Origin of the sequence: Streptomyces roseicoloratus (assembly GCF_004117935.1) — a bacterium.
GTDB lineage: Bacteria > Actinomycetota > Actinomycetes > Streptomycetales > Streptomycetaceae > Streptomyces > Streptomyces roseicoloratus.
In genome coordinates this window covers 1-15,428 of record NZ_SDOY01000068.1, presented here as the reverse complement: position 1 = coordinate 15,428, position 15,428 = coordinate 1, and the positions used below count along the sequence as shown (strand labels likewise).

15 protein-coding genes and 1 tRNA gene are annotated in these 15,428 nt (G+C 73.9%); 8 read left to right on the top strand and 8 right to left on the bottom strand.

Annotation, left to right across the window (positions count from 1 at the left end):
- Positions 1-59 precede the first annotated feature (59 nt).
- Both ESG85_RS06175 and ESG85_RS06170 read right to left on the bottom strand, forming a co-directional pair.
- Positions 60-569: a hypothetical protein gene (locus ESG85_RS06175; protein WP_128977012.1), complete on the bottom strand. Its 510-nt coding sequence runs from the start codon at positions 567-569 to the stop codon at positions 60-62.
- A gap of 123 nt (positions 570-692) precedes the next feature.
- Positions 693-1,040, bottom strand: coding sequence for a tetratricopeptide repeat protein (locus ESG85_RS06170; protein WP_246094832.1), 348 nt, complete (start codon positions 1,038-1,040; stop codon positions 693-695).
- Between the two features lie 126 nt (positions 1,041-1,166).
- Here ESG85_RS06170 and ESG85_RS06165 point away from each other — a divergent pair, with 126 nt between their 5' ends.
- A complete protein-coding gene (locus ESG85_RS06165) occupies positions 1,167-2,132 on the top strand; it encodes a pirin family protein (RefSeq protein ID WP_128977010.1) in 966 nt (321 codons plus the stop codon).
- Positions 2,133-2,277: 145 nt separating this feature from the next.
- Here ESG85_RS06165 and ESG85_RS34855 read toward each other — a convergent pair.
- Positions 2,278-2,397 (bottom strand) — tRNA-OTHER (locus ESG85_RS34855).
- Between the two features lie 296 nt (positions 2,398-2,693).
- Between ESG85_RS34855 and ESG85_RS06160 the strand changes: the two genes are divergently transcribed.
- The 4 genes from ESG85_RS06160 to pntB all read left to right on the top strand — a co-directional run bounded on the left by ESG85_RS06160 (position 2,694) and on the right by pntB (position 6,808).
- A complete protein-coding gene (locus tag ESG85_RS06160) occupies positions 2,694-3,026 on the top strand; it encodes a GYD domain-containing protein (RefSeq protein ID WP_128977009.1) in 333 nt (110 codons plus the stop codon).
- Positions 3,027-3,580: 554 nt separating this feature from the next.
- Positions 3,581-3,859: a hypothetical protein gene (locus ESG85_RS35280; protein ID WP_181018976.1), complete on the top strand. Its 279-nt coding sequence runs from the start codon at positions 3,581-3,583 to the stop codon at positions 3,857-3,859.
- The gene (locus tag ESG85_RS06150) at positions 3,856-5,385 is read left to right on the top strand and encodes a Re/Si-specific NAD(P)(+) transhydrogenase subunit alpha (RefSeq protein ID WP_128977008.1); all 1,530 of its coding nucleotides are present in this window, start codon (positions 3,856-3,858) and stop codon (positions 5,383-5,385) included. The genes ESG85_RS35280 and ESG85_RS06150 overlap by 4 nt, the downstream gene beginning before the upstream one ends.
- Before the next feature lie 4 nt (positions 5,386-5,389).
- Positions 5,390-6,808, top strand: coding sequence for a Re/Si-specific NAD(P)(+) transhydrogenase subunit beta (gene pntB, locus ESG85_RS06145; protein WP_128977007.1), 1,419 nt, complete (start codon positions 5,390-5,392; stop codon positions 6,806-6,808).
- Positions 6,809-7,034: 226 nt separating this feature from the next.
- On the opposite strand, the gene ESG85_RS06140 is transcribed toward pntB, so the two are convergent.
- Positions 7,035-8,609, bottom strand: a complete 1,575-nt coding sequence (locus tag ESG85_RS06140) for a glycerol-3-phosphate dehydrogenase/oxidase (protein WP_128977006.1) — start codon at positions 8,607-8,609, stop codon at positions 7,035-7,037.
- Positions 8,606-9,247 carry a TetR/AcrR family transcriptional regulator gene (locus ESG85_RS06135; RefSeq protein ID WP_128977005.1) on the bottom strand — a complete coding sequence of 214 codons (642 nt, stop codon included), beginning with the start codon at positions 9,245-9,247 and terminating at the stop codon, positions 8,606-8,608. The genes ESG85_RS06140 and ESG85_RS06135 overlap by 4 nt, the downstream gene beginning before the upstream one ends.
- A 72-nt stretch (positions 9,248-9,319) precedes the next feature.
- Between ESG85_RS06135 and ESG85_RS06130 the strand changes: the two genes are divergently transcribed.
- Positions 9,320-10,912, top strand: coding sequence for an FAD-binding oxidoreductase (locus tag ESG85_RS06130; RefSeq protein ID WP_128977039.1), 1,593 nt, complete (start codon positions 9,320-9,322; stop codon positions 10,910-10,912).
- 265 nt (positions 10,913-11,177) lie between these two features.
- Positions 11,178-12,062, top strand: a complete 885-nt coding sequence (locus ESG85_RS06125) for a diacylglycerol/lipid kinase family protein (protein ID WP_128977004.1) — start codon at positions 11,178-11,180, stop codon at positions 12,060-12,062.
- Positions 12,063-12,099: 37 nt separating this feature from the next.
- On the opposite strand, the gene ESG85_RS06120 is transcribed toward ESG85_RS06125, so the two are convergent.
- Complete coding sequence (locus tag ESG85_RS06120; RefSeq protein ID WP_128977003.1) at positions 12,100-12,903, bottom strand: VOC family protein; 804 nt, start codon at positions 12,901-12,903, stop codon at positions 12,100-12,102.
- A gap of 299 nt (positions 12,904-13,202) precedes the next feature.
- Here ESG85_RS06120 and ESG85_RS06115 point away from each other — a divergent pair, with 299 nt between their 5' ends.
- Entirely contained in the window at positions 13,203-13,466 is a 264-nt protein-coding gene (locus ESG85_RS06115; RefSeq protein ID WP_128977002.1) for a hypothetical protein, read from the top strand.
- 82 nt (positions 13,467-13,548) lie between these two features.
- Here ESG85_RS06115 and ESG85_RS06110 read toward each other — a convergent pair whose 3' ends face one another.
- Positions 13,549-14,172: a TetR/AcrR family transcriptional regulator gene (locus ESG85_RS06110; protein ID WP_128977001.1), complete on the bottom strand. Its 624-nt coding sequence runs from the start codon at positions 14,170-14,172 to the stop codon at positions 13,549-13,551.
- Positions 14,173-14,203: 31 nt separating this feature from the next.
- Positions 14,204-15,343 (bottom strand): glutamate dehydrogenase, encoded by a 1,140-nt coding sequence (locus tag ESG85_RS06105; protein ID WP_128977038.1) that lies wholly within the window; start codon positions 15,341-15,343, stop codon positions 14,204-14,206.
- Positions 15,344-15,428: the final 85 nt, after the last annotated feature.

The window sequence follows — 15,428 nt, the reverse complement described above, 5'->3', positions numbered from 1 at the left end:
GTCGGATCGTTCGAACGCGTACGCGGGCACGGCGAAGTGCCCGCGCGGCGGGAGGCGTTCTAGATCCGCAGGACCGACAGCCGGGCGAGGGTGGGCGGCCGGGGCGGCGGCGCGTGGGGACCCAGGGCGGACAGCAGCCCGGGGAGGAGCGGGGCGGTCCGGTACGGCCGGCGCGCGAGGGCGGCGCGGACGAGGGCGGCGAGCAGCCAGGCCCCGAGAACGGCCACGCAGAGCGTGCTCATGTCCGTGCCGCTACCGGTGCCGGAGCCGTGCGAGGAGGCTCCGTGCCCGGTGCTCTTGTGTTCGGCGCCGTCGTGGGCGCGGGCCGGGCCCCCGCTCCCGGCGTCGTCACTGCCGGCGGCCGCGCGCGTCACTCCGCGCGTACCGACATCCGTACCGACATCCGTTCCGACATGCGCACCGATTCCGGTGCTGCCTCCGGAGGAGCCCTCGGGGTGGCCGACCGTGTGCATGACGAACACGCCGAGGGCGAGCACGACGACGAGCAGCAGATGCGCCAGGGCACCGCCCGCAGGCGTACCGCCGCCGCTCGCTCGCCTCGCGTCCACGCCGCGCGTCCTCCTCCCGGCCCCGTCGGTCCTCGCCCGTCCCTCTGGCTCGCCCCGACCCTACCGAATACCCCGCACGGGTACCCGCGCCGCCCGCCCTCCGCGCGTCCGGCCGCCGGCGGTTCACTCCATGGTGTCGCCGGACATGGCGGCGGCCAGCCGCAGATGCGGGGCCGCCTCGTCCGCGCGGCCCTGCCGCTCCAGGGTGCGGCCGAGCATCAGGCGGGCGTAGTGCTCGACCGGGTCGCGCTCGAGGACGATCCGCAGCTCCCCCTCCGCCCGGGCGAGCTGCGCGGAGTGGTAGTACGCGCGGGCGAGCAGCAGCCGCTGCGCCGTCTGGTCCGGGTGCTCGGCGACCAGTCCGCGCAGGATACGCGCCGCCGTCAGGTACTCCTTGGCCTCGAAGAACAGCTGCGCGCGGCTCCACCGGTCGGCCGCGGTACCGAACTCGTAGTACGTCTCGTCGCTCACAGCGCCTCTCTCTGCATCGTCCCGTTCCGGCAGGGGGGTCAACACCACGATGTGGTTGAACATTCCACCAACATTTCGGCGTGGGTCCACGCCCCTCCGGGCGCCGACGGGAATAGGTTGAGCGGCATGAGCAATCTCGACCGCCAGGCCACCCTCCAGGTCTGCGGTGGCAGGGGCTTCGTCGTCGCCGAACCGGTGCGCGAGCTCCTCAGCCCCCGCCACGTCCAGCTCGGCGAATCGACCGAGGTCCGCCGACTGCTCCCCAACCTCGGCCGCCGCATGGTCGGCGCCTGGGCCTTCGTCGACCACTACGGCCCCGACGACATCGCCGACGAACCCGGCATGCAGGTCCCGCCCCACCCGCACATGGGCCTGCAGACGGTCAGCTGGCTGCACGAGGGGGAGGTGCTGCACCGCGACTCCACCGGCAGCCTGCAGACGATCGGACCCCGCGAACTGGGCCTGATGACCTCGGGCCGGGCCATCTCCCACTCCGAGGAAAGCCCCAGGGCGCACGCCCGCTACCTCCACGGCGCCCAGCTCTGGGTCGCCCTGCCCGACGCCCACCGGCACGTCGCACCGCACTTCCAGCACCACGCCGGACTCCCGCACGTCACGGCCCCCGGCCTGACCGCCACGGTCATCCTCGGCACCCTCGACGGCGCGACGTCGCCGGGCACCACGTACACACCCCTGGTCGGCGCCGACCTCGCCCTGACCGCGGGCACCGAGCACCGGCTGCCGCTCGACCCCGACTTCGAGTACGCCGTCCTCGCCATGTCCGGCGAGGCCCACGTCGACGACGTCCCCCTCCAGCCCGGCTCCATGCTCTACCTCGGCTGCGGCCGCACCGAACTCCCGCTGCGCGCCGCCTCCGACGCCGGCCTGATGCTCCTCGGCGGCGAGCCGTTCGAGGAGGAGATCGTCATGTGGTGGAACTTCGTGGGACGCACGGACGAGGAGATCCGCCAGGCGAGGGAAGACTGGATGACCGGCGACCGCTTCGGCGAGGTCAAGGGCTACGACGGCGACCGCCTCGCTGCCCCGGAGGTCCCGGCGGCGCAGCTGAAGGCGCGGGGCAGGGTGCGCTGATCCGCGGGCCTTCTCCTCGCGGCCGGGGGCCGAAAGCCGACGCCCGCACCCCGTGACGGCGCGGGCGCCGTAGTCAAGGGGCACGAAGAAGCTCGGTGGTCCTTGGCTCGGGCGCGTCGCAGGGGCTGGGCCTCCTGGTCGGCTGCGGTGCCGACGGGATTCGAACCCGCGAGACAGTCGGGAGCAGGTCCGCCCCGTCTCCGTCACTCGCCGTGGGAGGGACCTCGCCCACGGCGATCGCAATGGACCGCTCTGCCACGGCACCGCAACCTGCGGAAACGCGCGCACTCCCGCTCCGGCTCAGCGTAGAGACCCCGTTCGCCGCGGGCCAGTCGTTATCGGGGAGTCGACGACCGCCGCCACGGTCGCGACGGACGCTGATCCCTTGCCCTGCCTCGTTGACGTCTCGTCTGTCAGGTCCCGGGTGGGGCCCGTGGCGCTCCTTCGTCCCGTGGTGGGCTGTGCCGGTCATCGTGCCCGGCCGTTCGGGGGATCTGCGGCCGCGTCCGACGCCTCGTCACCTCGGCGTGGGCATTCGTGCGGAGAACGAAGGAGAGATCCATGCCGCTCTATCTGTCGAGGTTCAGCTACACGCCGGAGACCTGGGCGAGGCTGATCGGGCACCCCGAGGACCGTGCCGAGGCCGCTCGGTCGTACATCGAGTCGGTCGGCGGGAAGCTCCACGGCTTCTGGTACGCCTTCGGCACGCATGACGGCTACAACCTCTGGGAGGCACCCGACGACGTGTCCATGGCGGCGGTTGCGCTGGCGATCAGTGGAGGCGGCGCGCTCAGTTCGTTCGAGACGACCGTTCTCCTGACCGTCGATGACACCCTGGATGCCTTGGGCAGAGCCGGGCGGATCGGGTACAGGGCACCCGGCGCGGAGAGGTGAGGCGCGGTCTCCGGCTGGGGCTGCCATGCGACCGCGTATCACCCCGCTGGGGAGACCGCCGGCCGGCCCGGTGTCCCTGGTGAGTCACCGGGCCCGGCGGATGGGCCCTGAGGGCCGGCCGTCGTGTTCCGCCCGTGTCAGGAGGCCGCGGGCTTCACGCTGCCGCCGAACGACGGCTGCGGCGGCAGGTCGTTGTTCGTGAGCGCCGCCTGGCCGTCCTTCACGTTGCCGACCTGCTCGCCGGTGGGCCCCTTCCCGTAGAGGCGTACCCCGTCGGTCCCGCCCTTGAAGCGACCGAACGACCCTGGGCCGCCCCGACGTGAGCACGTCGGCGTAGCCGGGCCGCGCGCCGATCAGCAGGGGGAACCCGTCCTTCGAGGACGTGAAGTCGCCGGGGGCGGCGACGGCCCGTGGCGAAGGAGCGCAGGCGCACCGGGGCGTCGTGCTGCCCAGTGGCGAGGGAGCCCCGGCAGCCGTCGCCCTCACGGAACGCAGCCCGCACGAGTGGCACCGCGACGTGCGGGAGACCCGCCTGACGGCCGAGGGCCTTCCTCGTGATGGAGACCGCCGACACCGCCGCGGTCCGCGTGGAGCGGGCGCCGGCCGCGGAGTTCGGCGCCGAGGAACGTGAACTGCGCGTCTCCCCGCGCGCGCCGCCGCGCTGCTCGACACCCGGCGCTGACGGCTCGAACCGGTCCCGACGGCACGCCTGGGCGGTGTGCCGCGCGCAGAACTTGACGGTTTATCCCGTGGCGGGGTCGACGGCGGTGTATGCACTCATGGCAGCCTTCCTGGACGCGTTGACGGACACAGCGAACGGAGACGAACCGTGATTGTCGGAGTCCTCAGGGAAGCGCGGGCGGGCGAGCACCGCGTCGCGGCCACGCCGGCCACCGTCGAGCAGATCCGCGGACTGGGGTACGAGGTGGTCGTCGACGCCGGTGCGGGCGCCGCCGCCGGTTTCACGGACGGTGCGTACGAGGCCGCCGGCGCGGCCGTCGGTGAGGCGGCTGCCGCGGACGTGGTGCTGGGCGTCGAGGCCCCGAGCCGCGCCCAGTTGGACGCCGTACGGCCGGAGGCGACGGTGATCGCGCTGTTCGCGCCGGCGTTCGATCCGGTGATGGTGGAGGAGCTGGGCCGGCGGCCGTTCACGGCGTTGTCGATGGACGCGGTGCCGCGGATCAGCCGGGCGCAGTCGATGGACGTGCTGTCGTCCATGGCGAACATCGCGGGTTACCGGGCGGTGGTGGAGGCGGCGCACGAGTTCGGGCGGTTCTTCACGGGGCAGGTGACGGCGGCCGGGAAGGTGCCGCCGGCGAAGGTGCTGGTCGCGGGCGCCGGTGTGGCGGGTCTCGCGGCGATCGGCACGGCGGGCTCGCTGGGCGCGGTCGTGCGGGCGACCGACCCGCGCCCGGAGGTGGCGGACCAGGTGCGGTCGCTGGGCGGTGAGTACCTGTCGATCGAGTCGCCGGAGGTGGAGGTGTCGACGACGGGATACGCGAAGGAGATGGGCGACGACTACAAGGCGCGGGAAGCCGAGTTGTACGCGGCGCAGTGCCGTGACGCCGACATCGTCATCACCACGGCGCTGATTCCGGGACGTCCGGCGCCCGTGCTCATCACGGCGGACATGGTGGCGGCCATGAAGCCGGGGTCGGTGATCGTCGACATGGCGGCCGCGAACGGCGGCAACGTGGTCGGCACGGTGAAGGGCGAGAAGGCCGTCACCGCGAACGGTGTGACGATCCTCGGCTACACCGACCTCGCCGGGCGGCTTCCGGCGCAGGCCTCGCAGCTCTACGGCACGAACCTGGTGAACCTGCTGAAGCTGATGACCCCGGGCAAGGACGGCCGGCTGGTGCTGGACTGGGACGATCCGGTGCAGCGTTCGATCACCGTGGTCCGTGCCGGCGAGTCGGCGTGGCCGCCTCCGCCCGTGCGGGTCTCGGCCGCCCCGGTCCCCGCCGCCGCGGCGGCCGCGCCCGCCGTGGAGTCGGCGGTGCGGAAGCCGGTGACGGCGGGAAGGAAGTTCGGCGCGGTGTCCGTCGCCGCGCTGGCGCTGTTCCTCGCCGCCGGCTTCGCCCCGGCCGCCCTGCTCCCGCACGTCACCGTCTTCGTGCTGGCGATCGTGATCGGCTACTACGTGATCGGCCATGTGCACCACGCCCTGCACACGCCGCTGATGTCGGTGACGAACGCGATCTCCGGGATCATCGTCGTGGGCTCGCTCCTGCAGATCGGGCAGTCGAGCACGGCGGTCACGGTGCTGTCGTTCGTCGCGATCCTGCTGGCCAGTATCAACGTCTTCGGCGGCTTCGCGGTGACGCGTCGCATGCTCGCCATGTTCAACCGGAGCTGACGACATGACCGCGACCCTCGCCGCCCAGGCGGCCTACCTCGTTGCCGCGCTCCTCTTCATCCTGGCCCTGGCCGGCCTGTCCAAGCACGAATCGGCACGGCTGGGCAACGCCTTCGGCATGCTCGGCATGGGCGTCGCGCTCGTCGCGACGGTCGTGCTCGCGGTCGACGGCGACGTCAGCACCGCCGGCCTCGGCCTGATGGGCCTGGCGATGCTGACCGGCGCGCTCATCGGCCTGCGGCGCGCCCGCGGCGTGGCGATGACCGGCATGCCCGAACTCATCGCCCTGCTGCACTCCTTCGTCGGCCTCGCCGCCGTCCTCGTCAGCTGGAACGGCTTCCTCGACGTCGAGCACGACCCCCACGGCCACGAAGCGCAGGCCCTGGACGCGCTCGGCACCCTCGGCATCCACCACGCCGAGGTGTTCATCGGTGTGTTCATCGGTGCCGTCACCTTCACCGGCTCGATCGTCGCCAACCTCAAGCTCTCCGCGAGGATCGCCTCCAGGCCGCTCATGCTGCCCGGCAAGAACGCCCTCAACCTGGGCGCGCTGGGCCTCTTCCTCGCCCTCACGATCTGGTTCGTGATCACGCCCGACCTGTGGCTCCTGATCACCGTCACCGCCCTGGCCCTCGCGCTCGGCTGGCACCTGGTCGCCTCCATCGGCGGCGGCGACATGCCCGTCGTCGTGTCGATGCTCAACAGCTACTCCGGCTGGGCGGCGGCCGCCTCGGGCTTCCTGCTGGGCAACGACCTGCTCATCGTGACCGGCGCCCTCGTCGGCTCCTCCGGCGCCTACCTGTCGTACATCATGTGCCGGGCGATGAACCGCTCCTTCCTCTCCGTGATCGCCGGCGGCTTCGGCATCGAGGCGCCGTCGGGCTCCGACGCCGACTACGGCGAGCACACGGAGATCACCGCCGAGAGCGCCGCCGAACTCCTCACCGCGGCCCGGTCGGTGGTCATCACCCCCGGCTACGGCATGGCCGTCGCCCAGGCCCAGTACCCGGTCGCCGAGCTCACCGAGAAACTGCGCGCACAGGGCGTGGACGTACGTTTCGGCATCCATCCGGTCGCCGGCCGGCTGCCCGGGCACATGAACGTGCTCCTGGCCGAGGCGAAGGTGCCGTACGACATCGTCCTGGAAATGGACGAGATCAACGGCGACTTCGCCGACACCGACGTGGTCCTCGTGATCGGCGCCAACGACACCGTCAACCCGGCCGGCGCCGAGGACCCCTCGAGCCCGCTCGCCGGCATGCCGGTCCTCACGGTCTGGGAGGCCAACAAGGTCATCGTCTTCAAACGCTCGATGGCCTCGGGCTACGCGGGCGTCCAGAACCCGCTCTTCTTCCGCGAGAACACCGCCATGCTCTTCGGCGACGCCAAACAGCGCGTCGAGGAGATCGTCGCCGCGCTCTGATCGGGGGCGCCGCGACGCCGTCCACCTCCCGTGGGCGTGGTCCTCCCGGTGAGTTCCCTGTGAAGCGGCCGCCTCGGGCCGCCACTCCGGCCTGCGCCCCCTGACCCGGATCGAGGGCGACGGCCCGGCCACGGCCGGCAGGCGGCGTCCGCCGCTCCGTGACGCGGTTCCTTCGGAGAGGCGGACCACGGGGCCGTACGGCGGACCGCAGGGCCCCGGACGCCCGTCAGGCCGTGGCAGCGGTGCGCGCGAGGGCGTCGCGGGCGGCCTCCTCCGCCGTGGCGCGGTCCTCCGGTACGAGGCCGATGCGGGTGCGGCGGTCGAGGAGGTCGGACGTGTCGAGGGCGCCCTCGTGGCGGACGGCCCACACGAGTTCGGCGCCCGTCACCGGGTGACCGGGCACCACGGGCCGGGCCAGGGCGGGATCCGCCAGGCCGAGCGCGTGGACGGCCGGCGCCTCGGAGCCGTAGCGGTGCACGAGGCGCGACGGGACGTCGAGCCCGGCGAGGGTCCGCGGAGCGGCGGCGCCGACCAGCGGCAGGGAGGCGGTGCGGCACGGGCCCGCGGCCAGTCCGGCGGCGGCCACGGCCGCGTCGACCGCGTCCTGCGCCATGCGCCGGTACGTGGTCAGCTTGCCGCCGACGACCGTGACGACACCGTCGGGCGAGGTGAGCACGGCGTGCTTGCGGGAGATGTCGGCGGTCCGGCCCGCGGTGTCCTGGGTGTCGAGCAGCGGGCGCAGCCCGGCGAAGGCGCCGACGACGTCGGAGCGCTGGAGGCTGACGTCGAGGGCGGAGCCGAGGACGTCGAGGAGGAAGCCGATGTCGGTCTCCGGCACGTCCGGCACGTCGGGGACGGCGCCGTCGACGGGCTCGTCGGTGAGACCCACGTACACGCGTCCGTCGCCCTGGGGGAGGACCAGGACGAAGCGGTTGGTCTCGCCGGGGATCGGGATGTGCAGTCCGGCGGACAGCCGGCCGAGGTCCTCGGAGCGCAGCACGAGATGGGTGCCGCGGGAGGGCCGCAGGCGCACGTCGTCGACGAGGCCGCCCGCCCAGACGCCGGTCGCGTTGACGACCGTGCGGGCGCGGACGGTCAGCTCCTGGCCGGTGAGCTCGTCGCGGAGCAGCGCGCCGTCGCGGTGGAGCGCGAGGGCCCGGGTGCGGGTGAGGACGCGGGCGCCGTGGGCGGCCGCGGTGCGGGCGATCGCGGTGACCAGGCGGGCGTCGTCGGAGAGCCGGCCGTCCCAGGACAGCAGTCCGCCGCGCAGCCCGGTGGGGCGCAGTGCCGGGGCGAGGTGGCGGGTCTCGACCGCGGACAGGGCGCGCGGCCGGGGCAGCGTGCCGCGCGAGGTGCGGGCGGAGACGCGCAGCAGGTCGCCCGCGACGAAACCGGCGCGGGCGAGGGCCGCCTGGCCCCGGCTGACGAGCGGGGTGAGGGGCAGTACGAAGGGCTGGGGGCGGACGAGGTGGGGCGCGGTGCGCTCCATGAGGATGCCGCGTTCGACGGCGCTCTCGTGCGCCACGTCGAGCTGTCCGGACGCGAGGTAGCGCAGTCCGCCGTGGATCAGCTTGGAGCTCCAGCGCGAGGTGCCGAACGCGAGGTCGTGGGCGTCGATCGCGACGACGCCGAGCCCGCGCGCGGCCGCGTCGAGGGCCGCTCCGGCGCCGGTGGCGCCGAGTCCGACGACCAGCACGTCGACCGCGCCGTCGGTGCCGTCGGCGAGCCGTTCCAGGTCGCGGCGGCGCCGCTCGGCGTCGAGGGAGGAACCGGGCAGGGCGGGGCTGCTCGTGGGGGTCATGGCGTGAGGGTCCTCTCCAGCAGGGTGCGCAGCTCGTCGAGGAAGGCGGCTTCGCTCAGGTCGGGATCGGTCTCGTCGGTCATGGTGCGCAGCGAGAGCGTGAAGGACTGGACGACGAGCAGCAGGGACCGGGCCTGCAGGTCCGTGCGGACGCGCCGCACGGAGCCGTCCTCGTGGCCCTCCTCCAGCGCGCTGGTGAGCAGTCCGAGCAGGGCCTCCTGGCTGGCGCCGCGGCGGTCGAGGACGTACGGCAGCAGCAGTTCGGGATCGACGTCGAGGATCTTGTGGAACAGCGGGTGGCTCCGGAACGCGGCGACTCCCGCGACCATCCCCTCGACGATCCGCTCCCGTACGGGCCTGCCGTCGCCGGCCTCGTCGCCGCTGTGCTCACCGTCGTGCCCATCGCCGGCGTCGGGCGGCATGGCGCCCGCGGCGACGGCGATCCACTCACGGGTCATCAGGTCGCCGACCAGCGTGCGCACGTCGGGCCACCGCCGGTACAGCGTCATCCGGGACACGCCCGCGCGCCGGGCGACGTCGGTGAGGGTCGTGCGGCGTACGCCGACGGCGAGCACGCAGTCGCGTGCGGCGTCGAGCACGGGATCCGCGTCCGTATGGTTGTGACGAATGGGCGTCATCTGTCACAGTGTAATGCCAGTGCGGGCCGAGCGGCAGCGCCGTCCGTGAAACAGACCGTGAGGACCATCGAAGTGGACATGTTGTGGAGCGGCTGGGGCGACCCGGCCAAGGCGGCGCCGCTGCCCGACGCGGTGACCGGCCTGCTGCGGGACCTGCTCGGCGTCACCCCGCGCGAGAGCGGACCGGCGACCCTCGACGCCGTCGAGACGCCCGCCGCCGCCCTCACCGAAGAGGCGCGCACCGCGCTGCGCACGGCCGTCGCCGCCCCGGACGGCCTGCGCGAGGACGCCGAGAGCCGCATCCGGCACACCCGCGGCAAGTCGACCCCCGACCTGCTGCGCATCCGCGCCGGCGAGGTCGACGACATCCCGGCCGCCGTCGTGCTCCCGGCCGGCCACGACGAGGTCCTCGCCGTGCTGCGCGTCTGCGCCGAGCACGGACTCGCCGCCGTTCCGTTCGGCGGCGGCACCTCCGTCGTCGGCGGCCTCGCGCCCACCACGAAGCGCCCCTTCGTCGCGCTCGACCTGCGCCGCCTGGACCGGCTCGTCTCCGTCGACGAGGTGTCCCGCACCGCGACCCTGCAGCCCGGCCTGCGCGGCCCGCAGTGCGAGGCCCTGCTCAACGCGCGGGGCTGGACGCTCGGACACTTCCCGCAGTCCTTCGAATGGGCCACCGTCGGCGGCTTCGCCGCGGCCCGCTCCAGCGGTCAGGCCTCCGCCGGGTACGGCCGCTTCGACGAGATGGTCCTCGCCCTCACGGTCGCCACCCCCGAAGGCACCCTGGAACTCGGCCGGGCCCCGCGCTCCGCCGCCGGCCCCGACCTGCGCCAGCTGATCCTCGGCTCCGAGGGCGCCCTCGGCGTGATCACCGCGGTCACCGTGCGGGTCCGCCCGCTGCCCGAGAAGCGGATCTACGAGGGCTGGCGCTTCGCCTCCTTCGAGGCCGGCACCGCGGCCCTGCGCCGCCTTTCCCAGGACGGCCCGAAGCCCACCGTGCTGCGCCTCTCGGACGAGTCGGAGACGTTCGTCGGGCTGGCCCAGCCGGACGCCATCGGCGGCGAGCTCCCACAGAACCCCGGCTGCATGGCGATCGTCGGCTTCGAGGGCACCGAGGGGGACACGTCCGCCCGCCGCGCCGCCGCCCGCGAGGTCCTGCTCGCCTGTGACGGCGAGTACCTCGGTGAGGAGCCCGGCGACAAGTGGGAGCACGGCCGCTACAACGCGCCCTACCTGCGCGACGCCCTCCTCGACGCCGGCGCGTTCGCCGAGACGCTGGAGACGGCCGCCTTCTGGTCCGCGATCCCCGGCCTGTACACGGCCGTGCGCGACGCGCTGACCGGCACGCTCACCGACGCCGGCACCCCGCCGCTGGTCATGTGCCACATCTCGCACACGTACGAGAACGGCGCCTCGCTGTACTTCACCGTCGTCTCGGCGCAGGGGGAGGACCCGGTCGCGCACTGGGCGCCCGCGAAGCGCGCCGCCAACGACGCGATCCTCGCGGCCGGCGGCACCATCAGCCACCACCACGGCGTCGGCACCGACCACCGCGACGGCTACGTCCAGGAGATCGGCCCGCTCGGCATCCGTATGCTGCAGGCGGTCAAGGCCGAGGTGGACCCGTCGGGCGTGCTCAGCCCCGGCATCCTCGTCCCGGTCCGCTGAACCGGCCGTCTGCTGAATCGGCCGTCTGCTGAACCGGCCGTCCATCGAGCCCGTCGCCCGCCGATCCGGCGGTGTGCCGGGCCGGTGGCGGGCCGGGTCGGCCGCTCGGCGGGCGCGTCGTCGGCCCGCGCCCGCCGTCCGCTCGACCCGCTCACCGCTCGAACCCGCGCTCCGCCGCCCGCCGTACCCCGCCGTCCTGCCGTACCCCGCCGTCCGCTCGAACATCCTCGTCCGCCGCTTCGTCTGCCGCCCGGAGGCCTGACCCATGCGACAGTTCACCGCCGTCGTCAACCCCACCGCAGGGGGTTCCAGTGGCACGGCGGGTCTGCTCCCGCTGGCCCGCCTCCTCCGAGAGGCGGGCGCGCGGCTCGACACCGTCTACAGCCGCAGCCTGGAGCACGCGCGGGAGATCGCCCGCGACGCCGGTGACCGTGGCCACGTCGTGCTCGCCGTCGGCGGCGACGGCATGGCCGGCTGCGTCGGCGGGGCGCTCAGCGGCACGGACACGGTGTTCGGCCTGGTGCCCGCGGGCCGCGGCAACGACTTCGCCCGCGCGCTCGGGCTGCCGACCGACGCGGAGCGGCTCGCCGAGGTGCTGCTCGACGGCGCGCCACGGGCCGTCGACACCATCGAGGTGGAGTCCGCGGTACACGACCGGGTCTGCGTCCTCGGCAGCGTGTACGCGGGCGTCGACGCGGTGGCCAACCGCCACGCCAACGAGTCCCGGCTGCTGCGCGGCGCGGCGTCGTACTACGTCGGCGGCCTCCGGGCCGTCCTCGCCTGGAGGCCCGCCGTCTACCGGCTCACCGTCGACGGGGAACAGCACGAGCGCACCGGCTACACGGTCGTCGCCGCGAACTCCGGCTTCTACGGCTTCGGCCGGAACATCGCTCCGGGCGCCCGGGTCGACGACGGCCTGCTCGACGTCGTGGTGATCAAGGAGGCGCCCAAGCGCCACTTCTTCGCCATGATGAACGAACTCAAGACGGGCGCTCACCTGGAGCGGCCCCAGGTCGAGATCCTGCGCGGCAAGGAGATCCGGATCGAGGCCGACCGCCCGCTGCCCTACGGCGCGGACGGCGAGGTCGACGCCACCCTGCCGGTGACGGTCCGCGTACGGCCCGCCGCCCTCAACGTCCTGGCCCCGTAGGCCCGGAGCACGGGCAGCGGGCCGAGCGCGGGCGGCCTCAGGCGGCGGGCGGAGCCGGGGCCAGGACCACGAAGTCCGCGTTCGACGGATCCAGACAGACCGCGAGCCGGCCCACGGCCTCCGCGTCGACCGGCCCCATCCGGACCGTGCCGCCGTTCGCCGCCACCGCCTCGACCGCCGCGTCGCAGTCGTCGACGGCGAACACCGGGTGCCAGTACGGGCGCCCGCCGGCCAACGCCAGGTCGCCCTCCGACACCTCCATGAGACCGCCCTGCATCCGCTCCTCGGGCAGGTCGCCGGGCGTGATCAGGGTGTACGTGCCCTCGCCGCCCGGCATGGCCATGTCGCTGAACCGCCAGCCGAGCACGCCGCCGTAGAACTCCCGCGCCGCGGCGGCGTCGCTCGTGTACAGCTCGGTCCAGTTGAGCGAGCCCGGCTCGTCGACCAGCTCCGCGCCCGTGTCCGTCCCCGGCTGCCAGACGGCGAACTGGCCGCCCAGCGGATCGCTGTACTGGGCCATCCGGCCCCATTCGTCCAGGTCGCGGGGCGGCACCCGCACCGTACCGCCGGCGCTTTCGACGGCCGCCGTCGTCGCGTCCGCGTCGGTCACCGTGTAGTAGATCATCCAGGCCGAACGCGCGCCCTCCTCGGTCAGTTTCCCGAGCCCCGCGACGATCTTGCCGTCCTTCCGGAACATGCCTCCCTCCATGTCCTCGCTCTCTTCCATCGGCGCGTAGTCCCAGCCGAGGACCGCTCCGTAGAAGCGGGCGGCGGCGCCGACGTCGGGCGCGCCGAGGTCGAGCCAGCAGGGGGTGCCGTGGGTGAAGTCGGTGCTGATCATGGGCATGGCCTTTCGCGGTGCGCGCGCCGGTGCGTCGTGCGGCTTTCGGGTCTCCTGTGGTCATTCGTCCGTACGCCCACAGCCTGACACCCGCCACTGACACCCGCCCGCCGGACGTGCGCACCACGCCCGCGGAGACCCGCGCCCGCCACCTCTTCGGGGGTGCCGGATCCCGAAGCCGCGCGCCCATGGGCGTCGTCGGGGCCCTGCCGCCGTGGCCGGTCACTGTCAGACCCCCCTCGTACCGTCGGGAAAGAAGGGTCCGGAAGACGCCGGACCCACGGCGCGAGGGAGCGGTCATGGGTGAGATCAGTGTGGACCGGCGGCAGCTCGACCACCTGCTCGCGGACAGCGCGAGCGGGTACGCGGCGCCCTACCAGGAGGCCTTCGCCGCCCTCGCCGACTCCCACCGGGGGCGGCCCGTCGAGACGATCGTGCCGCTGCTGCGGGCGGCGGCCGAGGAGGCGCTGCTCGGATTCACCCCGGCCGACCTGCTCGACCAGGCCCGGGCCATCAGCAGCGGCGCCCCGTACCAGCTGCGGATCCGCGTCACGGGCAGATAGCGAGGCCCGGCGGGAAAGGCGCGGCGGCCTCGACGCCCGGCGGTGGGGCAGGGGCCGGCCGGGCGCGGGCCCGGGGGTCGGCTCAGTGGCTGCCCGTGGTCAGCGGCTCGCTGCCGATGCCCAGTTCGCGGTCGAGTGCGGCGTCCACCCACTCCAACATCGTGGGGAGGTCGAGCGGTCCGCCGTACGACGTGGTCTGCACGGCCAGTCCGTCGAGCAGGGCGGTGAGCCGCCAGGCAGCGTCCTCCGGGCGGTCGCAGACGAATTCGCCCGCGGCCACGCCCTGCGCCACCACCTCGGCGATCGCGGCCTTCCAGCGCCGGTCCAGGTCGTGGGTGACCTTGCGCAGCGCGGGTTCGCGCAGCGCGGCGGCCCAGCCCTCGATCCACAGGCGCCAGCCCTTGGCCTGCCCGGTCGGCGCGTACCAGCGCACGGCGGCCCGCAGCCGCCGCGTCGCGCTGCTGCGCGGCCTGTCCAGGATCGCGCGCAACTGGGCGAGGTCGCCCTCGGCCGCGTGCGCGAAGGCCTCGGCCACGAGGAGTTCCTTGGTGGTGAAGTGGTACAGCACCAGGGAACTGCTGACTCCGAGCGCCGAAGAGACGTCGGAGATGCGCACGTTGCTGACGCCGCGGGCCTCGATCTGCTCGACGGCGACCCGCAGGATCTCCGCCCGTCGTTCCTCCACGCTCAACCGGACTCTGGCCACGAACTCACCCTACACAGCCGTCCGTCCGAGCTCAGGCGTAACAGCCGAACCGCTCGGCGATCTCCGGCAGCCGGTCGGCGACCAGCCGGTGCGCGGCGGCGCGAGGGGTGGTCCCGTCCTCGTCGGCGCGGTCCAGCACCTGTTCCACCAGCGCCCGCATGGCGCGCCGGATGTGCGCGAAGGCCTCCTCCGCGTCGGCGCCGATGTCGCCGAACAGCGTCCACCACCACCAGGCGTTGGTGGCCGAGTTGACCACGACGTCCGGAAGGACCGTGATGCCTCGAGCCGCCAGCAGGTCCTCCGCCTCCGCGAGGACGGGCATGTTGGCCGCCTCCACCACCCAGCGGGCCGTGATCGCGGCCTGGTTGCGCGCGTCGACCGCGTACGACACGGCCGCCGGGACCAGGACGTCGGCCTCCGCCGACAGCCAGGCGTCGCCGGGCAGTTCGGCGTCACCGGGACGCAGCGCGGCCCGGTCCACCGTGCCGTACGCGTCGCGCGCCGCCAGCAGCGCCTCGACGTCCAGGCCCTCCGGACAGGCGACGGTGCCCCTCACGTCGGCCACCGCCACGACCCGCAGTCCGGCCGCGGCCAGGAACCGGGCGGTCGCCCCGCCCATCGTCCCGAAACCCTGCACCGCGACACGCGTTCCCGCGTGCGGCACCCCGGCCCGGTCCAGCGCGGTCAGCACGGACTCGGCGACACCGCAGCCGCCGGCCAGCTCGTCGAGCCCGATGCCGCCGACCTCCACGGCGAAAGCGTCGGCGAGCCGCCGCCGCGCCGCCGCCTCGTCGTCGAGCAGCGGGAAGACCGCCTGCACCGAGGAGACCAGGCCCGCCTCGGCCGCGGCCCGGTCGACCAGGTCCTGAGTGAGCCCCAGGTCCTCGCCGGTGGTCCAGAACCGCTCGACGTACGGGCGCAGCGCGCGCAGATAGCGGACGAGCACGCCGTACGCCGCGGGGTCGCGCGGATCGCAGTCGATGCCGCCCTTGGCGCCGCCGAGCGGAACGTAACGGGCCCGCGGGTCGTAGTGCAGCGCCTCCTTGATCGTCATGCCACGGGCGAGCCCGGTGACCTCGTCGAGGGTGCAGCCCGCCCGCATGCGCAGCCCGCCGCTGGACACACCGCGCACCAGCCGGTCGATGACGAGGAAGCCCTGACGTCCTGTCACGTGATCGGTCCAGGTGACCGAGACGAGCGGGGCGGCGGTGTCCGTCGTGAGCCCGGTCGCGGCGGCCGGGGCGGAGACCGGGCGG

What these genes read in the sequence shown, in the direction of transcription:
- ESG85_RS06115 (WP_128977002.1), top strand. Translation starts at nt 13,203, where the DNA reads ATGGGTGAGATCAGTGTGGACCGGCGGCAGCTCGACCACCTGCTCGCG.
- pntB (WP_128977007.1), top strand. Translation starts at nt 5,390, where the DNA reads ATGACCGCGACCCTCGCCGCCCAGGCGGCCTACCTCGTTGCCGCGCTC.
- ESG85_RS06135 (WP_128977005.1), bottom strand. Translation starts at nt 9,247, where the DNA reads ATGACGCCCATTCGTCACAACCATACGGACGCGGATCCCGTGCTCGAC.
- ESG85_RS06125 (WP_128977004.1), top strand. Translation starts at nt 11,178, where the DNA reads ATGCGACAGTTCACCGCCGTCGTCAACCCCACCGCAGGGGGTTCCAGT.
- ESG85_RS06140 (WP_128977006.1), bottom strand. Translation starts at nt 8,609, where the DNA reads ATGACCCCCACGAGCAGCCCCGCCCTGCCCGGTTCCTCCCTCGACGCC.
- ESG85_RS06120 (WP_128977003.1), bottom strand. Translation starts at nt 12,903, where the DNA reads ATGATCAGCACCGACTTCACCCACGGCACCCCCTGCTGGCTCGACCTC.
- ESG85_RS06160 (WP_128977009.1), top strand. Translation starts at nt 2,694, where the DNA reads ATGCCGCTCTATCTGTCGAGGTTCAGCTACACGCCGGAGACCTGGGCG.
- ESG85_RS06165 (WP_128977010.1), top strand. Translation starts at nt 1,167, where the DNA reads ATGAGCAATCTCGACCGCCAGGCCACCCTCCAGGTCTGCGGTGGCAGG.